Origin of the sequence: Streptomyces sp. MZ04 (assembly GCF_004684775.1) — a bacterium.
GTDB lineage: Bacteria > Actinomycetota > Actinomycetes > Streptomycetales > Streptomycetaceae > Streptomyces.
Genome location: NZ_SRIC01000005.1, coordinates 25,125 through 50,321, shown reverse-complemented (window position 1 = coordinate 50,321; position 25,197 = coordinate 25,125). Strand labels below are relative to the sequence as shown.

The following is a 25,197-nucleotide window of genomic DNA, read 5'->3' as shown; positions in this document are numbered from 1 at the left end:
GTTGGTGCGGGTCATGAAACGGCGGATCCCCATGTGGGCTGAGCGCGCTCGCCCTTGAGGAGGGTGCGCAGCAGGCCGACGGTCTCGGGGGAGGAGTCGATGCCTTCCTCGGCGTTGATGCGGGCGAGTTGGTGGGCGGCGCGCTCCAGGCCCTCGCGGTCGCCCATCTCGTGGCAGATGGTGAACAGGTCCCGGTACAGCAATTCGCTCTGGTTGTCGACGAGCATGCCCTTGGTGACGGCCTGGGCGGCTGCGCGGTAGTCGCGTACCTGGCGGCGTTGTTCGGCGAGTTCGTGGGCGACGTCGACGATGGCGCTGATCATTTCCTGGATGTCGGCCTCGGCCCAGGTGTATTTGGACGGGTCGACGTCGGCGAAGGGGCGGCCGCGGACCAGGGCGAGGGCGTGGGCGAGCGCGATGTCGGCGTCTGGCCCGTCGTGGTGCATGCCCTGCTGGTACAGCTCGCGGAACCGGTCCCAGTCGCAGGAGACGCGGTCACTGAGCTGGTAGATCCCGCCCTTGATCGGGGGGAGGTAGGCGGCGTGCGGGTCATCGGCCGGCAGATGGGGGGCCTGGCCGAGCCAGGAGCGGAGCCGGGAGATCGCCGTGTTGCGGGTGCCGGCGGTGATGCGCATGCCGGGCCAGATCGCGTCGTCGAGGTCCTGGCGGCCCAGAGATGGGTGCAGCACAAGATAGGCGGCGATCTCCAGGATGCTGTTGCGGCGGTTGCTGCCCACCCGGCCGCGGGCGCCCACCAGGGCCACCGGCCCGAGTACCTGGACTTGCGGCGCTTTTGGAGCCGGGGGAGGCGTGGACAGCGCCGCCAGCACGGTGGAGGTCGCGGCGCTGGGCCGCGGGATGATGCGTGCCTCGCTCGCCGCAGGTTCCGCCTCGCTCGTGCCGAGCGCGGCCGGCGACAGCCCGGTCTCCGCCTCCTCGCCGTCGTTGTGCGGTGCCGGCACAACGCCGTCGTCCTGCCCGGCGAGCACCTCGCCGAGCACCGAGTCGAAGTCCGTGGCTGGCGTCCCGCCGTCGAACACCGCCGTGCCCGGCGCGGAGGCTGCCACGATCTCTACGGGTTCCGGCTCGTCCTCATGGGCGGACTCGTCGCCGTCGGCGGCTGCGGGGGCAAGTGCGGCGTCGCGGTTCTGGTCGACCACGCCGTATGTGGTGTCTGCGGCTGCGGAGGGACCGGCGACCGCGGGGGACAGCGCGCTGTCCCCCTCATCCTCGACCGGGCCGGTGTCGTCGCCGGGTGCGGGGGAGGGCTCGGGGGCGACCGTGGGCACGAGGGAGGTGAAGTCGGGCAGGGCGGTGGTCAAGTCGCCTGTCGGTGCAGGGGTGTTGGCCGGGGGGTGCGGGCTCCAGGAAGTCTCGGGGGCGAGCGCGGAGGCCTCGCCGGGGGACTCGACCGTTCCTTGGGGGCCGTTGGGGTCGGCCTGTCCGGTGTGCCCGGTCCATGCGGGCGGGGGCACGTCGTCGGTCCGGCTGGAGGTGGCCAGGAGCTGGATGAGCCGGCCGTAGGCCGCATCGTCCAGGTACTGCAGCTTGACCGCCAGGTCCAGCCCCGGCAGTTCGACCGCGGTGCCCGGCTTCGCGGGAAGCGTCCAGGCTCCGGGGAGGTCCAGGCCCGTACCTGCCGCGGCGACCACCGCGACCGACGTGCGCGGCCGCGAGACGAGCAGGTCCTCGAGCCGGGCGGCCGTCGGGCCGGTGGCCGGGGCAGTGGACAGGAGGATGCGGGGGATCCAGGTGTCTCCGGAGGTCTCCTCGCTCAGCCGGGCGGCACGCAGGTGGTCGTGCCCTCCGTCGGCGAGGGCCTCGCGCTGGAAGGCGTCGTGGGACTGGAGTTCGGCGGTGGCCCCGCCCAGGTCTGTGTGATGGTTGATCTGGTCGGGGTAGAGGTGGTGCAGGTCGCTGCCGGCCCCGGCGAGCACGATCTGTGTGGCGGGGGCCAGCTTGGAGGAGGCCAGTTCGACGGCGAGGGCGAGCATGACCGCGCGTACGTCGGCCGGGTGGCCGGCCAGCTGCAGCAGACCGATGCTCTCCAGGTCGACCAGGACCGCGTCGCCGTCCTCGGTCTCGCCGAGGCTGACCAGCGCCGGGTAGGGCGGGGCGATGTCGGCGGCCTGGTGCTCGTCGAGCAGGGCGGAGCCGCGGCCCGGGCACCACCACAGCCCGGGGTTGTCCTCGCGTTCGGTGAACGGCGCGATGGGCGGGGTGGCGGCGGCCAGGTGCAGTTCCACGCCGCGCGCGGTGATGCGCATCGCCTCGACCTCGGGCAGCGGACGGCCCGCCTCGCGGCAGTTGAGGGCCAGCGTGCGCAGGGCTCGGTCGGCGAGCAGGGTGCCGGTGATGTCGGAGGTCGCCCGAAGCTGCTTCTCGAAGTCGGCGGTCGCCCCTGAGGGCATGGGGATGCGCCGCTTGGCCCGGCGCCTGCGCTGCTGGCGTGCGCGCCGGGTGGCGATGACCGCGAGCACGGCGGCGGCCAGGATGGAGCCGGCCGCCGCGATCGTCGTCACGCTCTCACCGCTGCCGTCGGATGGCTCCGGCGCCGCCGGTGCCTGCTCGTCGGGCGCGTCGGTGGCTGGCTGCCCGGCCGGTTCACGGGATGTCGGCGTCTGCGCGTCCGGCTGCTCGGCGGGCGCCTTGGGGCGGGCCGTTGCCTGCCCGCCGCCCTCGCCGTCCTCCTGCTGCTTGCCCTGGTCGTGCTGCTTGTCCTGCCCAGAAGGCTGGCCCTTGTCGGTGCTGCCGCCCTGCTGCTCGCCGCCGCGTTCCGGCGAGGGCCGCCGTTCACGCGGCGGGGCACTGGTTTCCGAGTCGCTTGGGTCGTTGCCGTCGTGGGCGGCCGGGAGCTTCAGCTTCCAGCCGGGGTAGATCTCGTCGGGGTCAGTGAGGGTTGCCCCGTCCGGTTGCTGGACGCCGTCATTCAGCTCGACGATCTCGGGATAGGCGTTGGCCTCACCGAGCTCGTCCTGGGCGATGGAGGACAGGGTTTCCCCGGGCCGTACGGTGTGGGACGTGGGCGAGGCGGTGGTGCGCTCGGTCTGCGTCTGCATCCCGTTGGTGTCGGCGGAGGGCGCGGGCGCGGCGTCGGCGGGCAGCCGCAGGACCCAGCCGGGCCGCAGGACGGTGGTGTCTTGGGTGATCACACTGCCATCGGCCTGGGAAGCTCCCTTGTTCGCCTCCACGATCCGGTGCCAGTCGGCGCCGCTGCTCAGGTAGTGCTCGGCGAGCTCCCACAGTGATTCACGCGCCTTCACGGTGTGGGTGGGGCCGGAGTATTTTTCAACGGGGGCAGAGGTCTTGGCTGTTGGCGGAGCGTGGGCGGAGTCCACTGTGGCCGGGGCGCTGACGACGGTGGCCGCGGCCGCGGGGGTGCTGGCGGCGAATGCGCTGCCGGTCGGCAGCAGCACGACGATTCCGCCGATCAGGGCTCCGGCCAACTGCTGGGTGCTGCCCAGGAGTTTGATGCGCGGTGCGGTGCGGTGCCGCAGGACGGAGATGGCCTCCAGCACCACGGACACCACGAAGGTGAACCAGCCGTACCAGCCGATCAGGGTGATCGCGCCGAGGAACAGCTGCCCGTTGTCGGGACCGGACAGGGCTGTTGATATCTCGTCGACGCTGGGGATGTGGTGCGGCAGGACACCCACCGCATACAGCAGCGCGGGGACGCCGGCCAGCAGGGCCAGCAGGACGATCAGGGCGAAGAGGCCGCGGGTGATCGTGGCAAGTGTGCTGCGGTTCTTCATCATTACCCCCGGTAGACCATGTCGGCGCTGCCCTTGCCGGTCACGGTCCATCCCCCGCCGCCCCAGAAGACGGGGTCGTAGGTCTCGCTGACCGTGACATCGAGCGTTGCCCCGTTCTCGCCGACCTGGACGGTGCCGCTCACTCCGGCCGACGACAGATAGGCCCGCGCGGCGGCTACGGCGGCGTTGCGGTCGACGGTGATGCCGTCACCCGAGATCGCCTTGCCCGCGTCGACCGCCTGGCCGCCGGCGCGGGCGGCTTCGTGGGCGACGCCTTGGGCGTGCGCGCGGGCGCGGAGCTTGCCGCCTCCGTCGACGACGAGGGCGGCCACGGCGAACAGGGCCGTGATGGTGACCAGGACGAACAAGGTCAGCGAGCCGTCGTCCCGGCGCCACCACGCAGGGGGGCGAGGCGTGTGGCGCGGCGGCTGTCGGCGGCACACGGTGCGGGCGGTTGTCATGGTGTCCTCAGCCACGCTGGCGGTATGAGTCGATAGGTGAAGTAAAGTCACTTTTAAGGGTCTTTGAGCCGGGAATCCCGGGAAGTCCGATATCGGACAGGCGTACCGTGCACTGCACCGTCACGGTGGTGGACGCCGGTTCGCCGAGCTCGGCGGCGAAACCGGCCGTGGAGACGGCGACCGACGTGCCAGTGCAGGACAGGCCCTGCTCGCTCAGCACCTGGCGGGCCACCCCTTCCCCGGCCGTGCGGGCGGAGCCCGCGGTGCGCTCCAGCGAGGCGGCGCGGGCGGCGTTGCGGGCGGCGGTATCGACCGCGTTGCCGGAGGAGCTGATGCGGCCGAACGCGATGATGAGCAGGAGCACCAGCAGCAGTACCGGCAGCAGGATCATTGCCTCCAGGGAGAGCGATCCGCGGTCCTGGCGCAGCCGTTGAATGATCACGTTCATGGTGTCTCCGTGACCCGCTCGACGGATGCGTCGGCGTGCTGGTCGACGCGCAGGCGCAGGCCCGGGATCATCGTCTCGACGTAGCCGGTGACCTCGATGCGCACCGTCTGGCCGCGCGAGCCGGCGACTTGCCTGCTGGAGATGGAGCCGCCGGCCCGGTCAAGGAAGGCACGGGTCTCGGCGGTGCCGTCGCCGATGGAGGCATGGCGCTGGCGGGCCGCCTCCACGCCCAATTGAGCTGCGGACAGCGCGGTGTTGCGGGCATGCCACCACAGCCCGACATGCACGGCGATCAGGATCAGCATGAGCACCGCGGGGAAGATGATGACCAGCTCCAGGGAGAGCGCGCCGCGGTCGCCGCGGGCTGCGAGCGCGCGGGACCGTCGGCGTAGCTTCTGTCCCAGGTGGGTCACTTGATGGTGGCCTTCTTCTCGTTGACCTTGACGGTGATGACGGCGACCGCGATGCCGGCCACAACGACCAGGCCCGCGACGATCATCAGCGTTTCGATCGACAGGGCGCCGCGGTCCTGATGCTTGAGGTTCTTGAGCCGCTCGATGCGCGCGCCGAAGAGAGCCCGTATGAAGCCCCAGTTCGGGTCGTTGTGCATGACAGATTTCCTTTTCTCTTGTATGGGATTTCAGCTGGCCATGATCCGGGACAGCGCCGGATAGCCGATGTAGACGGTCATGAGCAGCACGAGTGCGGCCACGGGCATGACCATCTTTTCCGAGGCCTTGTTGGCCTGGGCCTTGGCTGCGGTGACCAGCGCTCCTGACAGCGAGGTGGCCTGGGCGCCGAGGCTGTCGCCGACCGCGGCTCCCTCCTCGCCGGCGATGGCGATGATGTCCGCGGGGGTGCCGAGCTCGGGGACATCGAGCTCGACCGAGAGCCGCTTGAGGCCCTCCCAGGGGCTGATGCCTTCGAGTTCGGAGCGGGTGATGGTGTCGCGGATCCGCATGAAAACCCAGCCCTCGCCCACCTCGGCGGCCCGCTTGAGAGCCTGGGTGGGGGCGGCGTCGGCGGCCCGCTCCAGCTGCACGAGGCGCAAGTAGGCCTTGATGGCGTACCGGAAGTCCTCCTTCGCCTCCACGGCCTGCTGCTTGAGCTGCAGGTCGGGGACGAACCAGAAGCATGCCGCCAGCGCGACGCCGACCACTGCGGGGATGGCGAAGGGCAGCGCCACTCCGGCCAGGGCGGCACCGTAGCCGCAGAGCACCGGGAGCAGCAGTCCGTACAGGGCCAGGCCCAGCTTGCGGCCCGCGTGGGCCGCGGGGCTGCGGCCGACGAGTTCGAGTTCCTGGCGCGGCAGGCGCAAGGTGCCCTCGCCCAGGGTGCGCAGCAGCAGCGCCCCCGCCTTGTCCAGCGGGGTGCGTGGGGCGGCGAGGTGGCGCTGCGGCTCCAGGTTCGACAGTTGGTTGGCGTCCATCCGTGCCAGGACGTCGGCCAGGTCGGGCTGACCGGGGAGCAGTCCGCGCACCGCGATGACCAGGCCGAGCACGATCAGGGCACCGCAGATGACGACGATGGGATCCACGCTCACGCGGCAGGCTCCTTCACCTTGGGGCCGCCGTGGTCCGCGGAGGACAGGAAGCGGGGGGCGGGCTCGAGCACGGCCAGGCGCTGCATCCAGATCTTGATGAGGACGAACCCGACACAGAGGCCGACGAGGACGAGGTTGCCGACGACGGTGTTGAACGGCTCGACGTAGGAGCCGGAGGCAACCGAGATCCCGACGATGGCCAGGCAGAAGATCGTCACCCAGCGGTCGTTGGTGCGCGGCTTCTCCCGGTCGGCCTCGACCTCGCGGCGCATGAGGACTTCGTGCTGCAGGGCGGCGGCCAGGTCGCGCAGCGCTCGGCTCAGGCCGGCGCCGCGGTCCTGGACGTGGAGGATGAGCAGGGCGATGACCTCGTCGGCGGTGGCGTCGTTGAGGTCATCGGCCAGGGCCCGGTAGGCATCCTGGGGCTGCCATCCGGCGGTCAGGCGGCTGACGAGCAGGGTGAGTTCGTTGCGGATGGGCTGGGGAGCGGTCTCCAGGCTGCGCTGGATGCTCTGCTCCAGGCTCACCCCGACGGTGTGGATGTCACTGAGGCGGCGCACCCATTCCTCCACCGCCTCGAGTCGGGCGATTTCGTCCTTGGCGCCGGAGCCGGTGTTGAACAGCCACGGGAGCCCGAGGACGACGGCCATGGTCATCAGGCCGCCCAGCGGCCAGGACGTGAAGAGCCACACCAGCAGTCCGCCCACCGCCGCGGCCGCGATCCGCGCACTGCCGCGAGCCCACCAGGCCTTGGCCGCGGCGGAGTCACGGCTCAGCAGCATGCGCAGTCTCTGCTCGGTGCGGCTGCGCCGCTGCACCGTCCCACTGGGCGTCCAGCCGACACAGCCGGCCACGGCCAGGGCCAGCCCGCCGACGACGGCGATACCGGTCAGCGCGCCGAAGAGGGTGGTGACCGACAGGGTCATACCGGCATCACCGTCTCCAGGGGACGCGTCCAGGAACCCCGGGGATTCAGCAGGACACTGCGGTCGAACCCGGCACGCACCAGGTCCTGCAGACACACCTGGCTGATGTTGCCGTGCGGCACGCCGCGAGGCTCGCGGCCGCGCTCGTCATCGCGCGGGGCGAAGACCATCTGGTGGGAGGGCCGGCCGTGTTCGCCGATCCCAGTGATCTCCATGATGTGACTGACGAAACGATGCTTCCGTCCGGGCCGTCCGTCCGGCCCCACCAGCTCGGTCTCGTCGACGAGCCGCACATAGACGATCAGGTTGATGGCCTGCGCGATGAGCCGGTAGGCCAGGGTCTCGCTCATGCCGATCCCGGCCTCCAGACACAGGGTCGCCATACGCTCGATGGCCAGCTGCGGGCTGCGCGCGTGCAGGGTGCACATAGAGCCGCCCTCGCCCTCGTTCATGGCGTGCAACATCGGAACGATCTCCCGGCTTCGCACCTCGCCGACGATGACGCGGCGCAGGCTCATGCGCAGCAGCTGCGGGAACAGGTCGGTGAGCGTCAGCTCCCCCTGGAGTTTGCCGTCCGGCCCCCGCTCGCCATTGGATTCGCGGCCTTCGAAGGGCACCACCTCAGGCCCCTCAGGGTCCTCATGAAGGTAGAGCTCGTACTCGCTCTCCAGCGTGCCCACGCGCTCGTTGGAGGGGATCTCCCGGGCCATGGCGCGCAAGAGGGAAGTCTTGCCCACCCCCTGGGAGCCGACGACCACGATGTTCTTACGGGCCCGGACAGCAGCCCTGAGGAAGCTGGCCATGGAGGGGTCGATGGTGCCCCAGCCCGTCAGGTCTTCCAGGCTCTTGCCGCGGGTGCGGTGGCGGCGGATGACCACGTGCGGCTCGGGGGTGACCCAGTAGGAAGCCGCCAGCCGCGATCCGTCGCTCAGGCGCATGTTCAAGTTGGGCGTCGCCGGGGTCAGCGCCCGTTCCCCCTGCCCCTGCATGCGGGCGATGTGATTGACGAGACCGACCAGGTCCTTGTCGCTCGGGGCGATCGGCTCCCATTGCTTGGAAGGACGGTCGGCGTAGTCCACGCGGACGTTGTCGGCGCCGCGGATGATGATGTTCTCGACGGTGGGGTCGTCCAGCAGCGGCTGCAGGCGGCCGGCACGGAACAGCTCGTCGTACACGGCCTGGGTCAGCTGAGCTTCCTGAGCGGCGCTCAACGGTGTGGCGGTGGCCGCGTACTTGGTGGCCCACTCGCTGACAGTCTCAATGATGATCTTCTGGCCGTGCTGGCGGCGGTCCTGTTCGGTCATCGTGGGATCTTCCGCGCTGGCCTGACCTATCTTCAGGCTGGCGCGATGGCGCAATTCGGCGATGACTTCGTACCCCACCGGGAGCAGTCCCGCGGGCGTGGGGTGGAGCGGCCCTGCGGGGGTGGGCGCGGCCGCGGGAGCCGGCCTCTGCAGGGCAGCGGGGGGCGAGGCCGGCGTGCCGGCCTGGTGCTCCAGGGCCTGGGCGAATCGCTGGGCCAGGGGGACCTGCCGGGGCACGGAGTTGGGGCTCTGGTCGGTCATGAGGTCCTCCATGCCGCCTCAGGGGTGCCGGCGGGCTGCAGCCGCACCCGGCGGCGGGTCACCGTCTCGTTGATGGTTCCGTGCGCGGTGCGCGCCGAGCGCAGCAGCGAGCGCGCGGTCTTCTTGTACTGGCCATGGGTCAGCACGTCCGCGGTGTCCGGGTCCCAGGCGAGCATGCCGATCACCGGTACCTGGAACAGCTGTTGGAGATAGCTGGAGGGCAGACTGCCCTCCTCGATCACCAGGAGGGCCAGGGCGTCGGCGCCGGTGCCGTTGTGGGTGAGCTCCTCGCGCAGGATGCGCACCGCGGGGGCGGCCGAGGTGACCGATGCCGGGGTGTTGCGCACGACCAGCAGCACCGCGTCGGCCCGCCGCAGCAGCGGCGCCGGGTAGTTGGTGTTGCTCAGGCGGGTCTCGGACTCACAGGCGATCCGGCCGGCGTCGATGATGACGTCGTAGCCGTCCTGGTCCATCACGCCGAGCAGCGTGGCCAGCGGATCCCAGGTGCGGGCCATCGAAGGGGCCTGAGAGGGATCGGTCAGCCCGGGCAACAGCAGCCGCTGGCCGTTGTGCTCCTGGCTGAGGGATACGAAGTGGTGCTCAAGTTCGAGGGCGAGGGTGCCCTGCCGGTCTGCCGCAGCCAGGCGGTGCATGCCGACCGCGGCACTCCCCTCGCTGCCGAGATAGCCGTCGCGGATCGTGCCCCGGGCGGGATCGGCTTCCACCAGCAGGGACGGCTTGGGCGAGGAGAGGGCCAGGGCCAGGGCGGAGGTGGTCACGCCGGAGGACTTGCCGGAGCACAGGGCGAGGACGGCCATCAGTCATCGGCCTTCAGCACGAGGGTGACGCTGCCACTGGCCGACCAGGTGGCGACCGTAGGGCTGTCCGTGCCCGCGACGGCGACGTCGACCACGCGGGCGCCGTTGGCGTCCGGCGCGCCCACGCGGGAGACCACCGCGTCGATCGTGTCCGGCGTGCTGGACTGACCCTTGCGGCCCTCTGCATCACCTTCCGGAGAGGCGTGGACGAGCAGCACCTTCTCGTTCGCGTGCAGAGGGCGGGCCGGCAGCTGGCCGGGCTTGGCCTGGATACCGACGGTGTCCTTACCCCGGGCCACGTCGCTGCCGACACGCACCGAACGGTCGGTGACCAGGGCTCCCTTGCTCAGGTCCGCGACCGCGGTCTTGCCGACGATGTCGCTCTGCCGGGACACAGGAACGGGGGAGAGGGCGGCATCCGGGGCCATCTCGGCGGAAGCCAGATCTGAGGCCTGGATGACGTCGCCGGCGGCCACATCGCGGGCCACGGCAATCACACTGACCCGGTCGCTCTCGGAGTCGAACCAGTACACATTGCCGAGGGCACCCACCACGGTCAGGGCCAGGCCGAGCCCGACCACGGCCGGACGGCGCCGCCGGCGCGGCGCGTCCTGGGTGATGGGCAGCGGCCCCTGCGGCGGCGCAGGGGCATCGGCCGCCTTGGTCTTCTTCGTACTCAACGTCGGCATCGTTCGCGATTCCTCGTGGGCTAGTTGACGACCTGGAGTTCACCGACGGCCACCTGGGTCTGGGCCTGGCGGGTCTCATTGGGCAGGGCGCCGGTCTCTCCGTTGGTGGCCTCCCACTCGATCTCCCACGTGGTCGTCGCGGTGATCTTGTAGGTGCCGCTCTTGGGGACCTTGGTGTACCGGTGACCGCAGTCGGGCGAGTCCTTCTTGCCGTAGCTGGGCCGGTAGGGCGTACCGGGCTTGGTGCACGTGACCGTGCGGCCATCCCCCATCGACCAGGCGATGTGCTTGACCTCGGCGGTGGCGGTGACGGACAGGCCGCCCGCGGCAGCGGTGGTGGAGAGCGGCCCCCAGGTGTTGGGCGTCTCTTCCGTCCACATCCAGACCGGCATGCCGATCAGCCCCTTGCTCCCGGCCCGCGGGGCCTGGCCGATCTTTGCGCCGTCGAGCCGCATTTTGCTCAGCGCCTGCTGGGCGAGCTCTTCAGCCGTGGGGCCCTGCGCGGCGGCCAGCGGGTCGGTCGCCGACCAGAAGAAGTCGGTCTGTCCCATACCGGGGAGCCCCCCGCTGCCGTCCATGCACGCGCGCAGATAGATCGCGCCGTTCTTGTGCCCCTTCCAGACCGGGTCGGACTTGGGCGGCTGGACGCCGGGCTTGCCGTAGTAGCACTTGCTGCGCTCGTCGAACTTGTTGCCGCCGTAACTACAGGGCACAGACGGCTTCGACGCGCTCTTCTCATCGCCCGCAGCACAGCCCTTGGTGGGCTTGCCACCGCCTCCACCACTGCCTCCCCCGCCGACGGGCTTGCTGTTCCCGCCGCCTCCCGTCCCCTGGTGGCTTTCGCCTGGTACCTCAACACCGGCACAGATCCACTGGGATTGGCACGCGCCCACATCCGTGTCCCCGTCGCCGGCGACCGCGGGCGGCGCGGACACAAGGAGCGCGGCTGCCGAGGCACAGGCCGAAAGGATCGCGGCGGCCCGGAGCCTCAGCATTTGAGGTCCGTCTGGTCGACATTGATGATCATCCACTTGTCGCCCACCGTCCGGGCAGACACCTTCGTCACGAACCGTGTCAGCCGCTTCTTGGGCAGCGGAACTTCCTTGCCCGACTTCTCCTTCTGCAGCTTCCAGCCGGAGACGTCCACGCAGTCCTTCAGCGTCGCTTCCTGCGGCGACTTGTCGAGGTTGACCTCGGGCTCTTCGGGAGAGATGCGGGGCTGTCCCTTCAGGACGTTGCCCGCGCCCTTCATCGTGGCCAGTTCCGCGAAGGTCTTGCTGTAGGCCCGGTCGAAGGCGTACTTGTCCAAGCCGCTGCCCTTAGGATCCGCCTTCGCGTACGCCTTGATCTGCGCGTCCCAGTACCCGCGGTAGGCGGCCGTGACAGCCTTCTGGGCCTTCTGCTCCGCCGTGGCCTTGGGATCGGTCGTCTTCGACGGCGCCACGGTGGGCGAGGACTTGTCCTTGGCGTCGCCATCACTGCTGCAGCCGGCCAGCGTCACGGCCACGGCGGTGCACGCGGCTGCGATGGCGAGCTGACGCGGGCGACGGTACGCACCGGCCGCGATCATCGGAACTGACACTGGCATATCCCCCTCGGTGGAGTGTTCGTCGGAGTCTGTGGTTTGTTGCTGCTGCCGGGATTCCTCGTACCTACTGCAGGTAGGAGCCGCTGCCCCGGGCCGTGTGCGCCGTGCCGTCCGGGGGTGTTCGCCGCGGCAGAACCGCTGAATTCCCGCCACCGCCGTATTGCGTGCGCATGGGGGGCGTGCGGTACTGCTCCGCAGGTTCTGTTGCGCGAGGTGCGCTTTGAACTGTGCGGTAGCCAGGGCCGTTTAGGGTGCGCACAGGCCGGAGCGCCTCCGCCAAATTCCCACCCAGTCCGGGGAGGCGGCGCCGAGGTGAGCGATGGCCGCCTGCCGAGGAGGCTTCGGGGGTTCCACTGGACCGTGCACACAGTGCTGTGCCGCCGGCTTCGAAGGCCGGGCGAGCGGCACCGTGGGGTGGTGGACCCGGGCCCGGGTCCACCACGAAGGGGCGCGGCAGCATTCGCTGTGCAATTGGGAGCGGAAACCCGGACCAGCGGGCGGGCACGTCTTCAAGGGTGTGCCCGACCGCATCCATGGCTGAAAGGACGCCCATCGTCACCCCACCCCGTTTGCCCTTTGGTCTCCGCGAGATTTGCACTTGATTGGCGCATGAATCCAAGCGATATCGTGTCCGAATCTTCCATGGTCGTTTCGTTGCGTCAAGGAAGATCTGCAACCACGATCTGGCCATTGGTAACCAATGTCCAATCTGTTCTTCACTGATACGCATAGCGTGAAATGCCCCCGCTTGTGGGCTTGATGGCCAGGTGTAGGCTCCTCGCCACGCCGCTGCCGTCGTCGAGCCTGACCCGTCATCAGCACCTGATTTCAACGGTATTGAAGCGATTACGGGGCGCCTTCCCGTGCTCACTTCCGCAAAGTCATCCACCGCACTCCGCGGAGCCCGCCGGGCGAGGTGTGTGGGCGACATCACGCCGCCCTCCATGCAACCCGTGGCATCCGGAAGCGGTGAAACACGCCTCGCATACTTAAGGGGGTGCGACGGGCCTGCGGGGCCAACTGATCATCCGGCGACCGCAGTTGAGGAATCGGCCCGCGGCAGAGCGATCTCGGCGAGTGAGTCCCAGGTAATGTGCCGCCGGTTGTGCGACTGGGCGACCAGACACAGGCGGGTGGCGCGCAGGACGACCGGCTCACCGGGCTGGTCGGACAGCGCCGCCTTCAGTTCACGCCGGTCAGCCCGGATGGGACCGGCGGTGCCGTAGGCGATCGAGACGTGCGGGGCGTACACGGCGGGCGTCAAAGGGAAGCGGCCGCCGGTGACCTCCGCGTCGACGCGGGCTGTCAGTTCCCACAGCCGACGGGCGGGTTCGCCGGGGCGGGCCGAGCATTCCAGGGCCACCGTGCCGACGCTGGGCCGGTCGAAGGCGAGGTCGAAGGAGAGGATCATCTGGTTCTGGCACTCCTTGGCGACCCGCTCTGTGATCTCGGTGATCTCGCCGTCGCGGTACTGGTCGACGGGCCCGCCATGGAGAACTGTGCAGTGCGCCCAGCGCGCCGGGACCGGGGCCAGACCGGGACGGTGGGTTATCGCCCGGTACGGCTCCACCAGCGCATCGCGCACGACCTGTTCGTCGAAAAGCAGGTGCCAGTGCAGGTCGGCGCGTCGCACAGGCCAGGCGTGCCGGCGGGACTCCACCGTGTGGAAGAAGTTGTTCACGACCGTCGTCACCTGGCACCCCCGGCGGCATGGGCGAGCTCGGAGGCGAGGTGCACGGCGGTGAAGCCCTCGGCGCGCAGCTGGTCGGCGGTGGGCATCATGGCGTTGAGGTCGTGCAGCACGTGGCTGGGCACGACGCGCGCGCGGGCGGCATTCTGCGCCTGGGCCGTGGCGAGCGGCACGTCGAACAGGACCGCCACGATGGGGCGCTGCCAGTAGCGGGCGCGGGCCAGCAGCCCGGCACGGACGTGCGGGTGGATGTTGGCGCTGTCTGCCACGGTGGTCCGGCCGCGGGCGAGGCGCGCCTCCAGGAGCAGGTTCTGGATCTGGGCGGCAACCGGTGTGGCTGACTGATCCGTCATATCGTCAGTTGCTGCGAGGCGGAATTCATCCAGGCACACCCGCCAGCTGGACGGGTACTGGCGGGTGAAGGTCGACTTGCCGCAGCCGGGGATGCCGACCAGCACGGCGAGGGTTCCCTCGGCCAGGGGGAGGTAGCTGCGCGGGATCATGGTGACGGGAGTGTCCATCGTGGTCACGGGTGACTCCTTGTGGAATTCGAGAGCGGGCAGCGGGGTTTGGTCGGGGATGCTTTCGATACGACCGCCGGAACGGCAGGCCGGCTCAGCACGTGTGGAGGTCACCGGTGCGTCTTCTGGCGGCCGCGATCAGGCTGCGGACGGATGCCTCTGTTGCGGGCACGGGCTTCGGTGCGGCCCTTCGCCTTGCGAAGGGCGCGGTGCGGAGGTCGCGAGGGAGGTGTCGAGAGCTGCGGTGCCCGGCGACGCGTGCGCAGGGCGGCCCGCAGCGTCCGCCACAGCGCGCGCAGCAGCCGCCCCAGGGCGACCAGGCCGCAGCAGACCGCCGCAAAGCTCGCGACGAGGCGCACCGTCCGCTCCAGCCACTCCGACGGATGCAGAAACCCGATGGTCAGCGCCGTTCCGATCAGGCTCAGGCTGAGCACCATAAGAACGCAGCTGTGCCCGAGCACCCCGTAGGTGCGCTTGAGTTCCGCGAAGACCTCCGGGTGTTGTTCCCGCCACCGGGGCTGCTGGGCCTGTGTGTGATCACCGCGCATGTCCGTCTCCCTTCCGAGTGCTGTCGCCTGTCTCGTTGTTGGATGCGCCGCGCAGGACTCCGCGGGCGTGACGCAGCCCGTGGCCCAGCTCCTCCAGCTCCCGCCGTGCCTCGTCGAGCACGGATCGAGGCATCAGCTGGTCCGGCAGCGCGGCCGCGTCGGCACCGGGCGCCAGGAGCGCAGGTTGCTCACGGATCGCGGATTCGACGGCTTCCTCCTGGCGCTCCACCTCGATGCCCTGCTCGAGGAGCAGCGTCAGCGCTTCCTCGTAGCCGAGGAGGTGTTGCCGGGCCTCGGCGTTGTCCTCGGCGAGGGCGACCAGGCCGGCCGCGTCCCACAACAGCCCGGGCAGCATCGCCACCGCTCGTGCCAGCTCGGGCCGTTCACTGCGCAGGGCGAGAACATGCAGCTGCTGTGCGCCAGTCAGAATCCGGAAGAAGACCGGCGCGTGCACCTCTTCTTTGCCCACCACGCGCACCCGCCGTCTGGTCGCGTGTCGTGTGGCTGCAGGAAGCCCGGCTGCTGCGACGGCGCCGACGACTCCGGCCGTGAGCAGCCGAGTCATGGCGGGCAGCATCGCCATCGCGGGTCCGAGAGCGGCCAGGGTGACGGCGGTGAAGACGACTGCCCGGCCCATGGGGATGGGGCGCGGCAGTTCCTGGCCTGCGAAGTCCCAGATGTACGTGGGCGGCTGGCGTCCCCACACCGTCTTGCAGAGCCACAGCCAGCCACGGCCCTGCACGGGCGGGAAGACCCCAGCCTCCCGCAGCCGACCGTGGAGATGGGACCGTTCGTCGGCGACCACCTCCCAGCGCAGCCACCCCTGGCGCGTCCGTTCACGCACCACCAGGTCCGTGTCCACCGGTTCGGAGTGCAGGCGTCGCGCCGTGTCCCGCACGGCGTGGTTCCATCGCTGTTCGTCGCCGCCGAAGGGCATCGGCTGGGCTGCGAGCTGCTGCGTCACCGGGCCGCTCCCACCTTGTCCTGGCCGGAGGCCGGGCAGGACTGTAGCGCCGTACGGATCGCCGTCTTCTCCGCCGAGGACACCGACAACCGGTACTTGGCCTTCACCCGCACCTGCGCGGACGCGTACCAGCAGTGGGCGTCGCCGCGCGGCGGCAGCCACATGGAGGCGTCCTTGGCACCCTTGCCCGCGTTCGTCGGACCATCGCTCGCCACGAGGTTCTCGGGGTCGTTGGCAAGGTTCAGCCGTTGCCCGGCGCTCAGCTTGCGAGCTCCGGACTGCCAGGCGAGTGCCAGGGGCACGATGTGGTCGATCTGCACCGCCAGGGAGGTACGCGGGCCGCGCTGGAAGCGGATGGTCTTGCCGGTGTACCGGTCGTGCAGAACGCCGGAGATGACGGTGCAGTGGTCCTTGGCCCGCACCGCCTCGGCCAGGTCCCGGGCCAGGATGTCCTGTCGGGTCGGGCAGTGGTTGCGGGACAGCCCGACGGTGCCCTCGTCGCTCCAGGTCGGCCCGAAGCTCTCGCGGCTGTAGTCGGCAAGGGAACTGGGGGAGCGCACCGGCAGTTCCTCCAACTGGGCCAGAGTTGGGGATGTCCCTGTGGCCGCTCCGTGCGCGGGCGCCGCCTCGGCGCTGGAGTGCGGGGCGGTCAGTGGGCCGCAGGCGGAGGAGGCCAGCGCGCCGGCGAGCACGAAGCCGGCGGCGGGGAGGCGATGGGCCATGGCGAGTTCCTGTTCAGGTCGAAGGAGCGGCACGGTCACTTGCTATAGGTGTCGGGCAGCGCGGCGGTGTGACACTCCGACCGGAATTCCTTTGAGAGATCAGCCGAGTTGGCCCTCAAAGGTGACGCGGGAGCCGTCCGCGCTGACGGCCTCGATGGTCACCGGGCCGCCGACGGCGGACTCGGGAATGCGGAAGACGACGGCCTGGGTGGCGCAGTGGTGCGGGGCGATGGCGGCGTCGTGGTAGCCGTACACCGGGCGGACGGTCGTGGCCAGGTGGAGATCTCGGCCAGTCAGAACGCGCAGCGTGGTGCCGAGACCGGGCATCGGCGCGCCGGTGCGGTTCGCCACGCTCACCTCCAGGCGTGCGCTGCGGGATGCGCCATGGCCGGTGACGGAGACGCTCGACAGGCGCAGCCCGGCGTTCCACTGCCCCAGAGGCGTGAGGCCCTGCCGGCCTTCGGCATCGCGGGATCCCTGTGCCTGAGGTGATGTGGCCGGCCGGCCCTGCAGGGCACTTTCGAAGAACAGCAGCTCCGGCTCGGCGAGCCCTTCGGGTGTCGCCTCCACCGTCACGGTGACCTGCCGACCCTGGGCCCGATCGGGAAAGGCCAGCCGCACGTCCAGGTCGGCGGAACCGTTCGGCCGGATACGCACGGGCTCATCTGCCCCGGGTGAGGCGGCAGTCGCGGCGGTCTTCACCTCGGTGGCCTGGCGACCGAGATGCCCGTAGCGAGCGGTCACGGCGATCCGCGGTGCCGTTGCGACCTGGGGCCGCTCATTCGTCACGGTGATCCGGACCCGGTAGGCGCTCGATCCGGCAGGGACCTCCGGGACCGTTCCTGCCGACAGCCGCTCGAGGCGCCGCAGCGTCACGGTCCAGGAACCGTCACCGACCGGCTGCTGCGTTCCCGGGCGCACGATGCCCTTCGGCAGCTTCGCGGCGGCCGAAGGCCGGGCCGGGGAGGCGCTGTTGTCGGCAGGGCGCCCCGCGGGCCCGGCTGTGCCGTCGCTGGTGGCGCAGCCGGAGATCAGGACGGATGCGGCGAGGAGCGCGGTGGGCAGGAGTCGGCGCAGCTGCGTGGACATGGGCATGGTTCCCCCTGGCGTCAGGTCTGAGTTCTTGGGCGACGGGGATCCTGCCAAAACGCTGTCGGCCGGGGCCGAACGCCGCTGCAGGCAGCGCCAGTTCCGCCCATTGCAGGGTGCTCGGACCCTGCGGACGGTCAGGTCACAGCGTGATGGGGACGGGGTCGAGGAAGTACTCCTGGTCACCGACACGGATCCGAAGCGGGTGGCCGGGAGGCAGCGCGGTGCGACGGCGGCGCGCGACGTGTTGGAGAGGGGATGGCGCTCAGCGTCCGCCGCGCACTGGTCGAGCTGGTCGTCCGTCAGGTCAGCACCCCAGCCGTTGCGGAGGGCTTCGAGGGCATGGCTCTCCTCGGATGGACGGAACTGGCGAAGGCGGGCCCCAAGGGACCGGGGCCGAGGGCCGGGCAGGCGTGCTGCCCGGCCGGACTGGGTGCAACGGGAGCTACGCGCCCGCGTTGCTGTGGGGCTGGGCACCTCGTCGGCTCCGGGCGCGCTGCATCCGGTCGGACCACGGTGCCCCGGCGGGTCCCACGACGTGCTCCGGAATGGTGATCTCGTCATGCGAGCAGCCGCCCGCAGTCTGGCGGGCCGCGTGCTGGTGGGAGTTGGGGCACTGCTGACGCTCGTGCTCGTCCCGCCAGTACCTCACCTTCAGCTTGTAGCCGGACCCGCCCTCGCTGCGCCGCTGTGCCCGGTAGCGCGCGCCCGCGTCCGGGTCGACCCAGACGGTCGTCACCTGGCCGGAGTCGGTGATGCCCCGGCGCCGGTCCGAGCGCTGGTCGCGTGGTCTGGCCGCGTGGGTCTCTTCGGCGAGAATCCGTACGGATGACCGCTTGTGCTGGGTCAGCAGTTCCCACAGGCTGCGCACATGCCGGGTCATCAGCTCGTTGCGGCCCCGGCGTCCTGCCCCTTCCTGGTAGCGGTCGGCGTTCTCCGGGTCGCGCAGCCGGGTTTCCGGCTCCAGTGTGTCCCCCGGGCGCAGCAGCAGCGTGTCGTAGGGCGAGAAGGGCAGAGACAGCAGCGACTGGTCGCACGTGAGCGGAGTGACCCAGGTCCAGACGGCGTCGCCCTGCGGGACCTTCAGCCGCTCCAGCTCCCAGTCAGTCCCGAGGGCCCGTGCCCAGCCCTCCTTCTCGGACGGAGACCAAGGCCCCCACACGTAGCCGACGATGCGGCGACCGTTGGGCAGCGCGAAGGGGGTGTCGAGGAGCATCATGCCCCGTGCGGAGGGGAGGTGGCGCGGGTCGAAGGGGGTCGTTTCCTTGCTGGCGCGCCGCTGTACGCGGCGCAGAGCCATCTGGGCGACGGAGTCGGTGATGTGACTCAGACGCGCGGACGCGGCCCGTTCCGCCTCGTGTTGCAGCTGGGTTGCGACCGCCGCCTCCAGGCCGTCGGGGTGCCAGTAGGGTGCCAGCGGCTCGCGGCCCTGGCGGTAAACCTCCGCTTTGGCCATGGCCCAGTCGACGTTCCGGGAGTGGGCTGCCGCGTAGCGGCGGCGCCAGTCACGGATTCGGTGCCAAGTTGGCTTCTCCCAGTCGCAGTTGCCGTTGTCGGTGAGGGCCGGGCGGGGAACGTACTCGGGCTCGGCCGCCAAGCCGAACACGAAGCGGAACTTGCTCGCCCGCGCCTGGCCGTCGTCGATCACCCCTTCGCCGCTGTCCAAGTACACCAGTTGGTAGGCGTCCTGCGGATCGATCTGCCACTCGATGCACGCCAGCTGAGCCAGGGTTGCGCGGACGTATTCCTCATCCGCGATCTCGAGGAACTGGCTGATGAACTCCTGGACCGTCTCCGGTGGGACGTTACGGGTCGCGAAGCGCAGCAGTCGGCGCAGGAGCGAGGTGCCCGGCCCGCTGACCGATCCGGATACGGCTAGCGCCTCGTCCTCCATGTGCACGTCGTTGATGGCGGCATTCGCCAGGTGCGCGTACGCCTGGTAGAAGACGCTCATCTGCGCGGACTGGTCGATGATGCTCTGAGCGGCGTTCAGCACCTTGGACTGGTCGATGAACGCCTGGACGCCGTCGAGTACTTCGGCGAGGACCGAGCTGGCTGGTCCCGGGCCCGGGGCTTCCCACGAGTGCACCGCTTCGGCGGCTGCGGCGTGGAGAGCTCGGTACAGCGCGAGTTGGTCCTTGGTGATGACGCTGATCTCTCCGACAGGCTCCTGGCGGCGTGTGGAGGCAGCGACGGTGCGGGGCAGCACGTCGGAGTCCGTTACCCGGGGAAGATGCGAAAACATGACGACCTCGCGCGAGAGAAGGGGGGTGAGGAGGGGTTTCGGGGACACCCCGGACCATGCAGTTAAAGTACATACTGAAGAATGAATGTGCAACGCACTCTTGGGTGGGAGTCGCCCGCGAAGCAGCCCCGTCCGGGGGCGGGCTGCCTGCGATGCCGTACGGGCCGCCGGAAGAGCACCAGGTCACCAGGGCCGTTTCGTCTGCTGAGTGGGAGTCAGACTGGCCAGAACGGGGATCGAGTCCGTGTGGGGTAGAGCACCGGGTTGTCCTTTAGCTCGTCGATCGCCCGCTCGGCGCGCCGCTGCACCGGCTCCTCCAGCAGCCTGGGGCGGTTCAAGGCGTCGCCGTAGGAGACGGTGATCTGTCGGCCGAGCCCCAGAGCTGGGCATTGACGGCGCAGCAGGCGGCCGAGCTGAGGGGGGCGATGTCGTTGAGCCATCAGTGGTAGCTGGCGGGATCCATGCCATGCAACCGCAGGGCTGCGGCGGCGGCCCGGGCCATCGTGCCGGTTCCGGCGGCGGGCTCGAGGAGAAGGTCGCCGGGCTGTCGGTTCGTGGTGAAGAGGGCCTCGCCGACGTTGTCGGCGATGATCGCGGGGGTGAAGAACTCGCCGGTGCTCTGCCGCTCGGCGTAGGTGCGCATCCGTGTGATCATCAGGCCGAGGATGTCGTCCGACTCGGCACGGGCCGGATCGCTGCAGTACTCCAGCAGGCCCGCCCGCACGAGGACGCGAGCGTAGTCGGCCAGGCCGCGGACGTCGTTCGCGGTCGGTGCGGAGAGCCAGTCGTGCAGCGGGCGGGCGGCTTCCGCGAGGTCGGGATCGTAGGTCCGGAAGGTGTTCCATCCCGCCCTGAGCGTGTCCAGGAGGCCTTCGTCGCTCAGGTGGATCAGCAGCGGCCCGTAGTCGGGTCCGTCCGGCCGGCTCGGCGCCGCGAGGGCGAGACCGGCCAGCGTGCCGACTGTGATGGCCCTGTCGCCCGAACCTCCGCGGTGGGACACCCACCAGACGTGCGCGGCGATGGCGTGCGCGTGCTTCCGCCCGCTCTCGGGTGCCATGAAGCGGCGGAAGCCAGCGGGCGGGATGCCGTACAGCGTCACGTTGCGTGCCCGTCCGCCTGCGCGGCGAGGCGGTTGAGCGCGGAGATGAGCGGGGGGCGCACGGTGCGCTTGCGGCCGAGGCGTGAAGAGCCGAAGGGCTGTTGCGTCCTGGGGTGTCCGCTGGGCTGGAAGTCGGTGTCGATGATCCAGGTCTTGTCGCCGGGCATCTTCGAGAGGCGGAAGGCGGCGCTGGGGCCGCTCGTATCGAACAGGAGCAGCTCGGCGTACTGGCCCGTCAGGTTGTCCACCGTGTGCTCGCCGATCACCGGCACGACGCCGGTGACCTCCATAGGGCCGAAATCGTCAGTGACTATGACGGAGAACGTCGTGGCCTCGAACAGCGGCCGCAGGACTGCCTGCCCGGTGCGGTGAAAGTCGGAGTGGCGGTTTGGGTCGGCGGCGACGACCCGAGCCGCAAGGCTCAGCGGGTCGTACGTGACGGAGGTCGGCAGGCGGAGCGGAGCAAGCGCCTGCAGCAGCGCGTCGTGTCCGAGGGTGGCCAGGTACCAGATCTGCTGGGTCGTGGGGCTGGGGGCCGTGGTGTCCAAGGGGGTTGCTCTTTCTGGGTGTTGGAGGGGGATGGGGTGCGGCGATGGGTCAGGGCGCGGCGCGGTCTGCGGGATCGGTGATGGGGCGAGGTCTGCCCTGGTGAAGTTCGATGACGGTGCCGACGTCGAACCCGCGTGCCAGGCCGAAGACTTCTCCCATGCGCTTGCGCGTTTCGGTGCTCTGCCGCTCGCGCCCCGGCTCGTACCAGCCGGTGCGGGTGAGGTAATCCGTGATCTTCTGGCGGACCTGGGCGCGGGTGACGTTGACGTCGGTGACGCGGCCGAGGGTCGTGAACCGGCCGGAGTCGAGGCCAACGAAGTCGTCGTTGGTGCCGATGGTGAGGATCTCACCGGGATCGGTCCAGGAGTAATCCGCATTCGACATGCGGTAGTTGCAGTCGAGGGCGGGAACGAGCAGCTTCATGTCAGGCCTTCTCAGTGGGATCAGGCGGCGACCAACGCCGCGGACATGGGAGGCAAGACCTCGACCCTGCGTACGTCCGGTGAGCCCGTCGGACCCGCCGGACGACCGGCAGGGGCGGCGTCGCCAGGGGGGATGGGCAGGTGCTCTGCTCGTCTCGGCGGCGAGCTTCCCTGGACGGGTTCGTTCCACCTGGGCTTCACATCCGGCGTCTCGCGCGAGGGGCGCCGGACGTGAAGCGGTGGGGCGCCCCTCCTCTGGCGCTTCAGTGCTGGTGTCCGTCTTCTGGCTCGCTGTCGTCCAGGACCGGCGCCGGGCGGTATTCGATACCTGGTTCGGGGGCGATCAGTTCGCCCGAGACGGCGTGGGTGCAGTAAGCGTCGAAGACTTCGGCCGCAGTGAGGGGCAGCAGGCGCTCGCCGTGCAGGCGCCAGCCCTGGACATGGTCAGGCGTGCCGTCGGCGCTCGTGCGCATCACCAGGCCTGCGCTGCTGTGGGTGGCGATGGCGACGGCGAGGACCGTGGTGAATTCCAGGGTTTCGGTCTCGTCCACTTGGGGGTTGCCCTCCGAGTCGCACCCGACGTGCAATGCGGCGAGGAGCGTCTCGGGGCCGGAGGGGACGCTGCAGACCAGGTGCCGGGGGCCGGGCCCTGGCGTCTCGATGGCCCGCGTGACCAGGTGTGATGCCCGCCGAAAGGCTGCTCTGCCGATGTCCTCTCCGCAGATTGCGCAGTCGCCGATACGGGCAAGGAGCGTCGTCGCGTACTCCCATGTGGCCTGGCGGACCGCCTCGTCGATGAGGTCGGGGAGAAGTTCTGCGAGGGGTTGTCCCTCGTAGGGGACCGTGGTGCCGGTGGATGCCAGTTCGGCGGTGAAGCGGGTGCGGCTATCCGGGGTGTCAGGTTCCAGGCCGCTCTCCGCGCAGAACTCCGCGTACTCCTCGGGGTCGAAGAGGGCGACGGCGGTGTGCCTGCCTTGGGATGCGAGCGTTCTGAGCAGGCCTTCGGCCTGGCGGAGATACGCCTGGTGGTCGCCGAAGGTGAAGGTGCGATATCGGCGCATGGCCGCGAAGTCCTCTTCGTCGGCCAACAGGCCGATGGTTCCGGCGACTTCGCGGCGCAAGTCGCGGCGTGCCGTCTCGTGCTCGGTCTCCGCCATGGTGGTCGCCCCTTGGAGGAGCCCGGCCCTGAGCTGCTGAATCAGGAAGTCGGTGATGGCGTCCGCCGTGCATGAATCGGTGGACCGTTGAGTTGTGTGGATGCCGTTGTGCAGCGCCGCAAGCAACTGCTCCTCGGCAAGGCCGGTGTCGAAGCGAGGTGGAGTCATTGGGCTTCAAGTCCTTTGTTCTGTGAGCTGGCGGGGCGTGGGCAACCAGGTGGCTCGCCCGGCTCGGTGCTGGGTGGCTCGCGGCGGGAGCTGACTGCGGTAATGGGCGTGAAGCGGGGGAGAGTCGTAGGCTCCGTACCCGCACCATCGACAATTAAAGTACACGGCGAATTGTGATTAAGCAACGATACGTGCTGCAGAGACGCAGAGACCGGGCTGAGGTCGCCGTCGCTGTCGTCTGGGCCACCGCCCACGGGTCCGATGACCGTGAAGGACGCGGTCCGAACCACCAAGGCCGCCGGAATCACGGATCCGGACAAGGCGCTGGCGTACGTCTTCGTCTACAAGGTGGCCGACGTCAACGCGAAGGCGGAGACCGTCAACCCTTACCTACGGATGGGGGCCACGTGATGGTCCTCGGAGCCCTCATCTTCCCGCTGCTTGTGACCCTCGCTCTGCTCGGCCTCGCCGCCTGCGCTCCCGAACACGACCTCGGTCGCTACGTGCTGCCCGCGGTGCGCACCGCCGCGGTCCTCACCGTCGCCACCACGTTCGTCGTGGCCATCTGGAGCCACTGACTCATGACCTACGTGCCCCTCGGAGGTGTCACCGTCGGCGTCTGCATCCTCGGCGCCACCCTCGTCCAGTGGTGGCCCGGCACACTGAGCCGCAGATCCGGCATGCCCGGAAACAGCAGGTCCGCCATGTGTAGGCCTTCCTCATGCGAACAACGACAGCCATCCTCCACCTCGGGTGAGCGCGGTATGGTGAATGGGCGAGAGACCCGCATGGTTCTTGAGGGTTGAACTCTCGCGTACAACGGCGGGCCCAGCTCCTGCCAGAGCCAGGCCCGCCGCAGCAGTTCACGATCCCGGTCGCGTTGGTAGAGGCCAGGCTCGCTGCATAGTCAGCGGGCCCTTGCTCCCGGGCGTACTTGTGGGGCAGTACGTCCTAGTGGACGTACTGCCCCACTGTGGCGATGACCGCCAAGAGCACCGGCTCGCCGCTTCCCGGCGAACCTGAGTGTGAGCTTTAACGTCGCGATCCGTGATGCAACAGGTCGATGGCCCCGAGCGGGGTTCTACATCGGGACCCATCATCGGCCCCTGAATGAGCACAACGGACGGTGGAATCCCACCGTCCGCCGCATCGCTCCCTGGAAGCAGCCATGAGCGTTGTCTGGTCCGTCATGCTCGGCGAGGCGCCCACCGCGCCCGTCACTGAGCCCGGCCCGCTGGGCGTTGAGAGTCCCGACGTCATTACGGAGTGGGCTGCTGAGCGCGGGTGGGGACCCGGCAGCCCGGACATCTGGATCGCAGTCGCCCCGCAAAACTCCGCCCGCCCGTCCGGCTGTGCAGGTTCAGCCGCCGGTGGCCCGAGAGGCGTCAGTGGTCCCGGCGGAAGGAGTCGACCGGCCCGCCCCAGCCGCCCTCGGGGCCCTCCCAGTCGAAGGCGAGCGCGTCATCGTTCGTCTCCTTGTCCATGAGGTAGAGGGTTCCCAGGCCTCGTCCGCCGTCGCTGCCGCCCTTGCACGACAGGGCCAGTGTCGGCGACTCCTTGCCGCCCTTCGTGCGCGGCTTGAGTGTGCCCGAGCAGTCGAGCTTGCCGCCCTTGGCGGTGACCTGGCCGTCCTCGATGGTTACCGTTTCCAGGGAAGTGGCGGTCCTCTTCTTGGAGATGGTGGTCCAGGAGCCGGTCGCCCGCTCGATCATCGTGCCCTGAGCCGACGCTTTCGGGGTAGGGCTCTGCTTGGCGTCAGCCGAGGCTGTGCGGGTGCTGCCGGGCTTCTGCGGCTCGTCGCTGTCGGCCCCGCAGCCGCTGAGTACGAGCCCGGCCAGGACCACGGCCGCCATCGCATGAACCTTACGCACAACATCTCCTCTGACCATGGGACGGGACATGCCAACGTAACAGTGGTCCCTGCGGCCTCGACACGCAGACGAGGGGCTGCGCCGCGCGGGCGGCACGATCAAGGGTTCAAGGACGGGCGGCACTTGGCGTCGTCGGGCACAGGCGCAACCTGCAGGAGGACTCACCCGTCGGGTCGTTCGGCACCGCTGGACGCCAGGTGCTGCTCGGCGGCTGGGGTCGTGTCCAGCTTGTGCAACTCCCGTCGAGCGTCGTAGTCCTTGGCGGTGCCGTGCTCCGGGTCCCGAGCCATGTAGTTCCCGTTCCGGGTGCAGGCGATCACCGTGCCGACGAACTCCGGTTGCGGCACGTATGCAACGCC

27 protein-coding genes are annotated in these 25,197 nt (G+C 69.8%); 2 read left to right on the top strand and 25 right to left on the bottom strand.

Translation table 11 applies throughout. The annotated features are described in order from the left end of the window. Positions 1–11: 11 nt before the first annotated feature. From E2651_RS02565 to E2651_RS02455, 23 genes are all read right to left on the bottom strand, one after another. The gene (locus E2651_RS02565) at positions 12–3,758 is read right to left on the bottom strand and encodes a LysM peptidoglycan-binding domain-containing protein (RefSeq protein WP_245238524.1); all 3,747 of its coding nucleotides are present in this window, start codon (positions 3,756–3,758) and stop codon (positions 12–14) included. Then, positions 3,758–4,231 (bottom strand): Tad domain-containing protein, encoded by a 474-nt coding sequence (locus tag E2651_RS02560; RefSeq protein WP_245238523.1) that lies wholly within the window; start codon positions 4,229–4,231, stop codon positions 3,758–3,760. The genes E2651_RS02565 and E2651_RS02560 overlap by 1 nt, the downstream gene beginning before the upstream one ends. Next, positions 4,224–4,664, bottom strand: a complete 441-nt coding sequence (locus tag E2651_RS02555; protein WP_135329293.1) for a TadE/TadG family type IV pilus assembly protein — start codon at positions 4,662–4,664, stop codon at positions 4,224–4,226. Before E2651_RS02555 ends, E2651_RS02560 begins: the two co-directional genes overlap by 8 nt. Then, entirely contained in the window at positions 4,661–5,077 is a 417-nt protein-coding gene (locus E2651_RS02550; protein WP_135329292.1) for a TadE family protein, read from the bottom strand. Before E2651_RS02550 ends, E2651_RS02555 begins: the two co-directional genes overlap by 4 nt. After that, a complete protein-coding gene (locus E2651_RS02545) occupies positions 5,074–5,274 on the bottom strand; it encodes a hypothetical protein (protein WP_135329291.1) in 201 nt (66 codons plus the stop codon). The genes E2651_RS02550 and E2651_RS02545 overlap by 4 nt, the downstream gene beginning before the upstream one ends. Before the next feature lie 30 nt (positions 5,275–5,304). Continuing rightward, positions 5,305–6,207 (bottom strand): type II secretion system F family protein, encoded by a 903-nt coding sequence (locus E2651_RS02540; protein WP_135329290.1) that lies wholly within the window; start codon positions 6,205–6,207, stop codon positions 5,305–5,307. Next, positions 6,204–7,133 carry a type II secretion system F family protein gene (locus tag E2651_RS02535; protein ID WP_135329289.1) on the bottom strand — a complete coding sequence of 310 codons (930 nt, stop codon included), beginning with the start codon at positions 7,131–7,133 and terminating at the stop codon, positions 6,204–6,206. Before E2651_RS02535 ends, E2651_RS02540 begins: the two co-directional genes overlap by 4 nt. Next, positions 7,130–8,515, bottom strand: coding sequence for a CpaF/VirB11 family protein (locus E2651_RS02530; RefSeq protein ID WP_245238522.1), 1,386 nt, complete (start codon positions 8,513–8,515; stop codon positions 7,130–7,132). The genes E2651_RS02535 and E2651_RS02530 overlap by 4 nt, the downstream gene beginning before the upstream one ends. 179 nt (positions 8,516–8,694) lie before the next feature. Further along, positions 8,695–9,516 (bottom strand): hypothetical protein, encoded by an 822-nt coding sequence (locus tag E2651_RS02525; RefSeq protein WP_135329287.1) that lies wholly within the window; start codon positions 9,514–9,516, stop codon positions 8,695–8,697. Continuing rightward, positions 9,516–10,205, bottom strand: coding sequence for an SAF domain-containing protein (locus E2651_RS02520; RefSeq protein WP_135329286.1), 690 nt, complete (start codon positions 10,203–10,205; stop codon positions 9,516–9,518). The genes E2651_RS02525 and E2651_RS02520 overlap by 1 nt, the downstream gene beginning before the upstream one ends. A 20-nt stretch (positions 10,206–10,225) precedes the next feature. Continuing rightward, the gene (locus tag E2651_RS02515) at positions 10,226–10,918 is read right to left on the bottom strand and encodes an ATP-binding protein (RefSeq protein WP_245238521.1); all 693 of its coding nucleotides are present in this window, start codon (positions 10,916–10,918) and stop codon (positions 10,226–10,228) included. A gap of 275 nt (positions 10,919–11,193) precedes the next feature. Next, positions 11,194–11,787, bottom strand: coding sequence for a hypothetical protein (locus tag E2651_RS02510; RefSeq protein ID WP_135329284.1), 594 nt, complete (start codon positions 11,785–11,787; stop codon positions 11,194–11,196). A 1,030-nt stretch (positions 11,788–12,817) separates the two neighbouring features. Beyond that, positions 12,818–13,486, bottom strand: a complete 669-nt coding sequence (locus E2651_RS02505) for a 2'-5' RNA ligase family protein (protein WP_135329283.1) — start codon at positions 13,484–13,486, stop codon at positions 12,818–12,820. Continuing rightward, the gene (locus tag E2651_RS02500) at positions 13,483–14,004 is read right to left on the bottom strand and encodes an AAA family ATPase (RefSeq protein ID WP_245238527.1); all 522 of its coding nucleotides are present in this window, start codon (positions 14,002–14,004) and stop codon (positions 13,483–13,485) included. The genes E2651_RS02505 and E2651_RS02500 overlap by 4 nt, the downstream gene beginning before the upstream one ends. Before the next feature lie 110 nt (positions 14,005–14,114). Beyond that, entirely contained in the window at positions 14,115–14,552 is a 438-nt protein-coding gene (locus E2651_RS02495) for a hypothetical protein (RefSeq protein ID WP_209446047.1), read from the bottom strand. Further along, positions 14,542–15,516 (bottom strand): hypothetical protein, encoded by a 975-nt coding sequence (locus E2651_RS44570; protein ID WP_209446046.1) that lies wholly within the window; start codon positions 15,514–15,516, stop codon positions 14,542–14,544. The genes E2651_RS02495 and E2651_RS44570 overlap by 11 nt, the downstream gene beginning before the upstream one ends. Then, entirely contained in the window at positions 15,513–16,238 is a 726-nt protein-coding gene (locus E2651_RS02490) for an HNH endonuclease family protein (RefSeq protein ID WP_135329281.1), read from the bottom strand. Before E2651_RS02490 ends, E2651_RS44570 begins: the two co-directional genes overlap by 4 nt. A gap of 99 nt (positions 16,239–16,337) precedes the next feature. Next, the gene (locus E2651_RS02485) at positions 16,338–17,333 is read right to left on the bottom strand and encodes a hypothetical protein (RefSeq protein ID WP_245238520.1); all 996 of its coding nucleotides are present in this window, start codon (positions 17,331–17,333) and stop codon (positions 16,338–16,340) included. A 439-nt stretch (positions 17,334–17,772) separates the two neighbouring features. Beyond that, positions 17,773–19,536, bottom strand: a complete 1,764-nt coding sequence (locus E2651_RS02475) for a hypothetical protein (protein ID WP_245238519.1) — start codon at positions 19,534–19,536, stop codon at positions 17,773–17,775. A gap of 475 nt (positions 19,537–20,011) precedes the next feature. Then, a complete protein-coding gene (locus tag E2651_RS02470; protein WP_245238518.1) occupies positions 20,012–20,629 on the bottom strand; it encodes a hypothetical protein in 618 nt (205 codons plus the stop codon). 38 nt (positions 20,630–20,667) lie between these two features. Continuing rightward, positions 20,668–21,219: a hypothetical protein gene (locus E2651_RS02465; protein WP_135329279.1), complete on the bottom strand. Its 552-nt coding sequence runs from the start codon at positions 21,217–21,219 to the stop codon at positions 20,668–20,670. A 49-nt stretch (positions 21,220–21,268) separates the two neighbouring features. Continuing rightward, positions 21,269–21,643 carry a hypothetical protein gene (locus E2651_RS02460; RefSeq protein WP_135329278.1) on the bottom strand — a complete coding sequence of 125 codons (375 nt, stop codon included), beginning with the start codon at positions 21,641–21,643 and terminating at the stop codon, positions 21,269–21,271. Positions 21,644–21,905: 262 nt separating this feature from the next. Continuing rightward, entirely contained in the window at positions 21,906–22,799 is an 894-nt protein-coding gene (locus E2651_RS02455) for a hypothetical protein (protein ID WP_135329325.1), read from the bottom strand. Positions 22,800–23,228: 429 nt separating this feature from the next. Here E2651_RS02455 and E2651_RS43640 point away from each other — a divergent pair, with 429 nt between their 5' ends. Further along, positions 23,229–23,378 carry a hypothetical protein gene (locus E2651_RS43640; RefSeq protein ID WP_167828666.1) on the top strand — a complete coding sequence of 50 codons (150 nt, stop codon included), beginning with the start codon at positions 23,229–23,231 and terminating at the stop codon, positions 23,376–23,378. Beyond that, positions 23,378–23,545, top strand: a complete 168-nt coding sequence (locus E2651_RS43635; protein ID WP_167828665.1) for a hypothetical protein — start codon at positions 23,378–23,380, stop codon at positions 23,543–23,545. The genes E2651_RS43640 and E2651_RS43635 overlap by 1 nt, the downstream gene beginning before the upstream one ends. An 807-nt stretch (positions 23,546–24,352) precedes the next feature. Here E2651_RS43635 and E2651_RS02445 read toward each other — a convergent pair. Together E2651_RS02445 and E2651_RS02440 are read right to left on the bottom strand one after the other, a co-directional pair. Beyond that, a complete protein-coding gene (locus E2651_RS02445; RefSeq protein ID WP_135329276.1) occupies positions 24,353–24,838 on the bottom strand; it encodes a hypothetical protein in 486 nt (161 codons plus the stop codon). Between the two features lie 161 nt (positions 24,839–24,999). Beyond that, a complete protein-coding gene (locus E2651_RS02440) occupies positions 25,000–25,185 on the bottom strand; it encodes a hypothetical protein (protein WP_135329275.1) in 186 nt (61 codons plus the stop codon). Positions 25,186–25,197 lie beyond the last annotated feature (12 nt).

What these genes read in the sequence shown, in the direction of transcription:
- E2651_RS02485 (WP_245238520.1), bottom strand. Translation starts at nt 17,333, where the DNA reads ATGCCCATGTCCACGCAGCTGCGCCGACTCCTGCCCACCGCGCTCCTC.
- E2651_RS02470 (WP_245238518.1), bottom strand. Translation starts at nt 20,629, where the DNA reads ATGGCACCCGAGAGCGGGCGGAAGCACGCGCACGCCATCGCCGCGCAC.
- E2651_RS02525 (WP_135329287.1), bottom strand. Translation starts at nt 9,516, where the DNA reads ATGGCCGTCCTCGCCCTGTGCTCCGGCAAGTCCTCCGGCGTGACCACC.
- E2651_RS02545 (WP_135329291.1), bottom strand. Translation starts at nt 5,274, where the DNA reads ATGCACAACGACCCGAACTGGGGCTTCATACGGGCTCTCTTCGGCGCG.
- E2651_RS02535 (WP_135329289.1), bottom strand. Translation starts at nt 7,133, where the DNA reads ATGACCCTGTCGGTCACCACCCTCTTCGGCGCGCTGACCGGTATCGCC.
- E2651_RS02455 (WP_135329325.1), bottom strand. Translation starts at nt 22,799, where the DNA reads ATGGCGGAGACCGAGCACGAGACGGCACGCCGCGACTTGCGCCGCGAA.
- E2651_RS02520 (WP_135329286.1), bottom strand. Translation starts at nt 10,205, where the DNA reads ATGCCGACGTTGAGTACGAAGAAGACCAAGGCGGCCGATGCCCCTGCG.
- E2651_RS02565 (WP_245238524.1), bottom strand. Translation starts at nt 3,758, where the DNA reads ATGATGAAGAACCGCAGCACACTTGCCACGATCACCCGCGGCCTCTTC.
- E2651_RS02495 (WP_209446047.1), bottom strand. Translation starts at nt 14,552, where the DNA reads ATGCGCGGTGATCACACACAGGCCCAGCAGCCCCGGTGGCGGGAACAA.
- E2651_RS02490 (WP_135329281.1), bottom strand. Translation starts at nt 16,238, where the DNA reads ATGGCCCATCGCCTCCCCGCCGCCGGCTTCGTGCTCGCCGGCGCGCTG.
- E2651_RS02460 (WP_135329278.1), bottom strand. Translation starts at nt 21,643, where the DNA reads ATGAAGCTGCTCGTTCCCGCCCTCGACTGCAACTACCGCATGTCGAAT.
- E2651_RS43640 (WP_167828666.1), top strand. Translation starts at nt 23,229, where the DNA reads ATGACCGTGAAGGACGCGGTCCGAACCACCAAGGCCGCCGGAATCACG.
- E2651_RS02500 (WP_245238527.1), bottom strand. Translation starts at nt 14,004, where the DNA reads ATGGACACTCCCGTCACCATGATCCCGCGCAGCTACCTCCCCCTGGCC.
- E2651_RS43635 (WP_167828665.1), top strand. Translation starts at nt 23,378, where the DNA reads ATGGTCCTCGGAGCCCTCATCTTCCCGCTGCTTGTGACCCTCGCTCTG.
- E2651_RS02555 (WP_135329293.1), bottom strand. Translation starts at nt 4,664, where the DNA reads ATGAACGTGATCATTCAACGGCTGCGCCAGGACCGCGGATCGCTCTCC.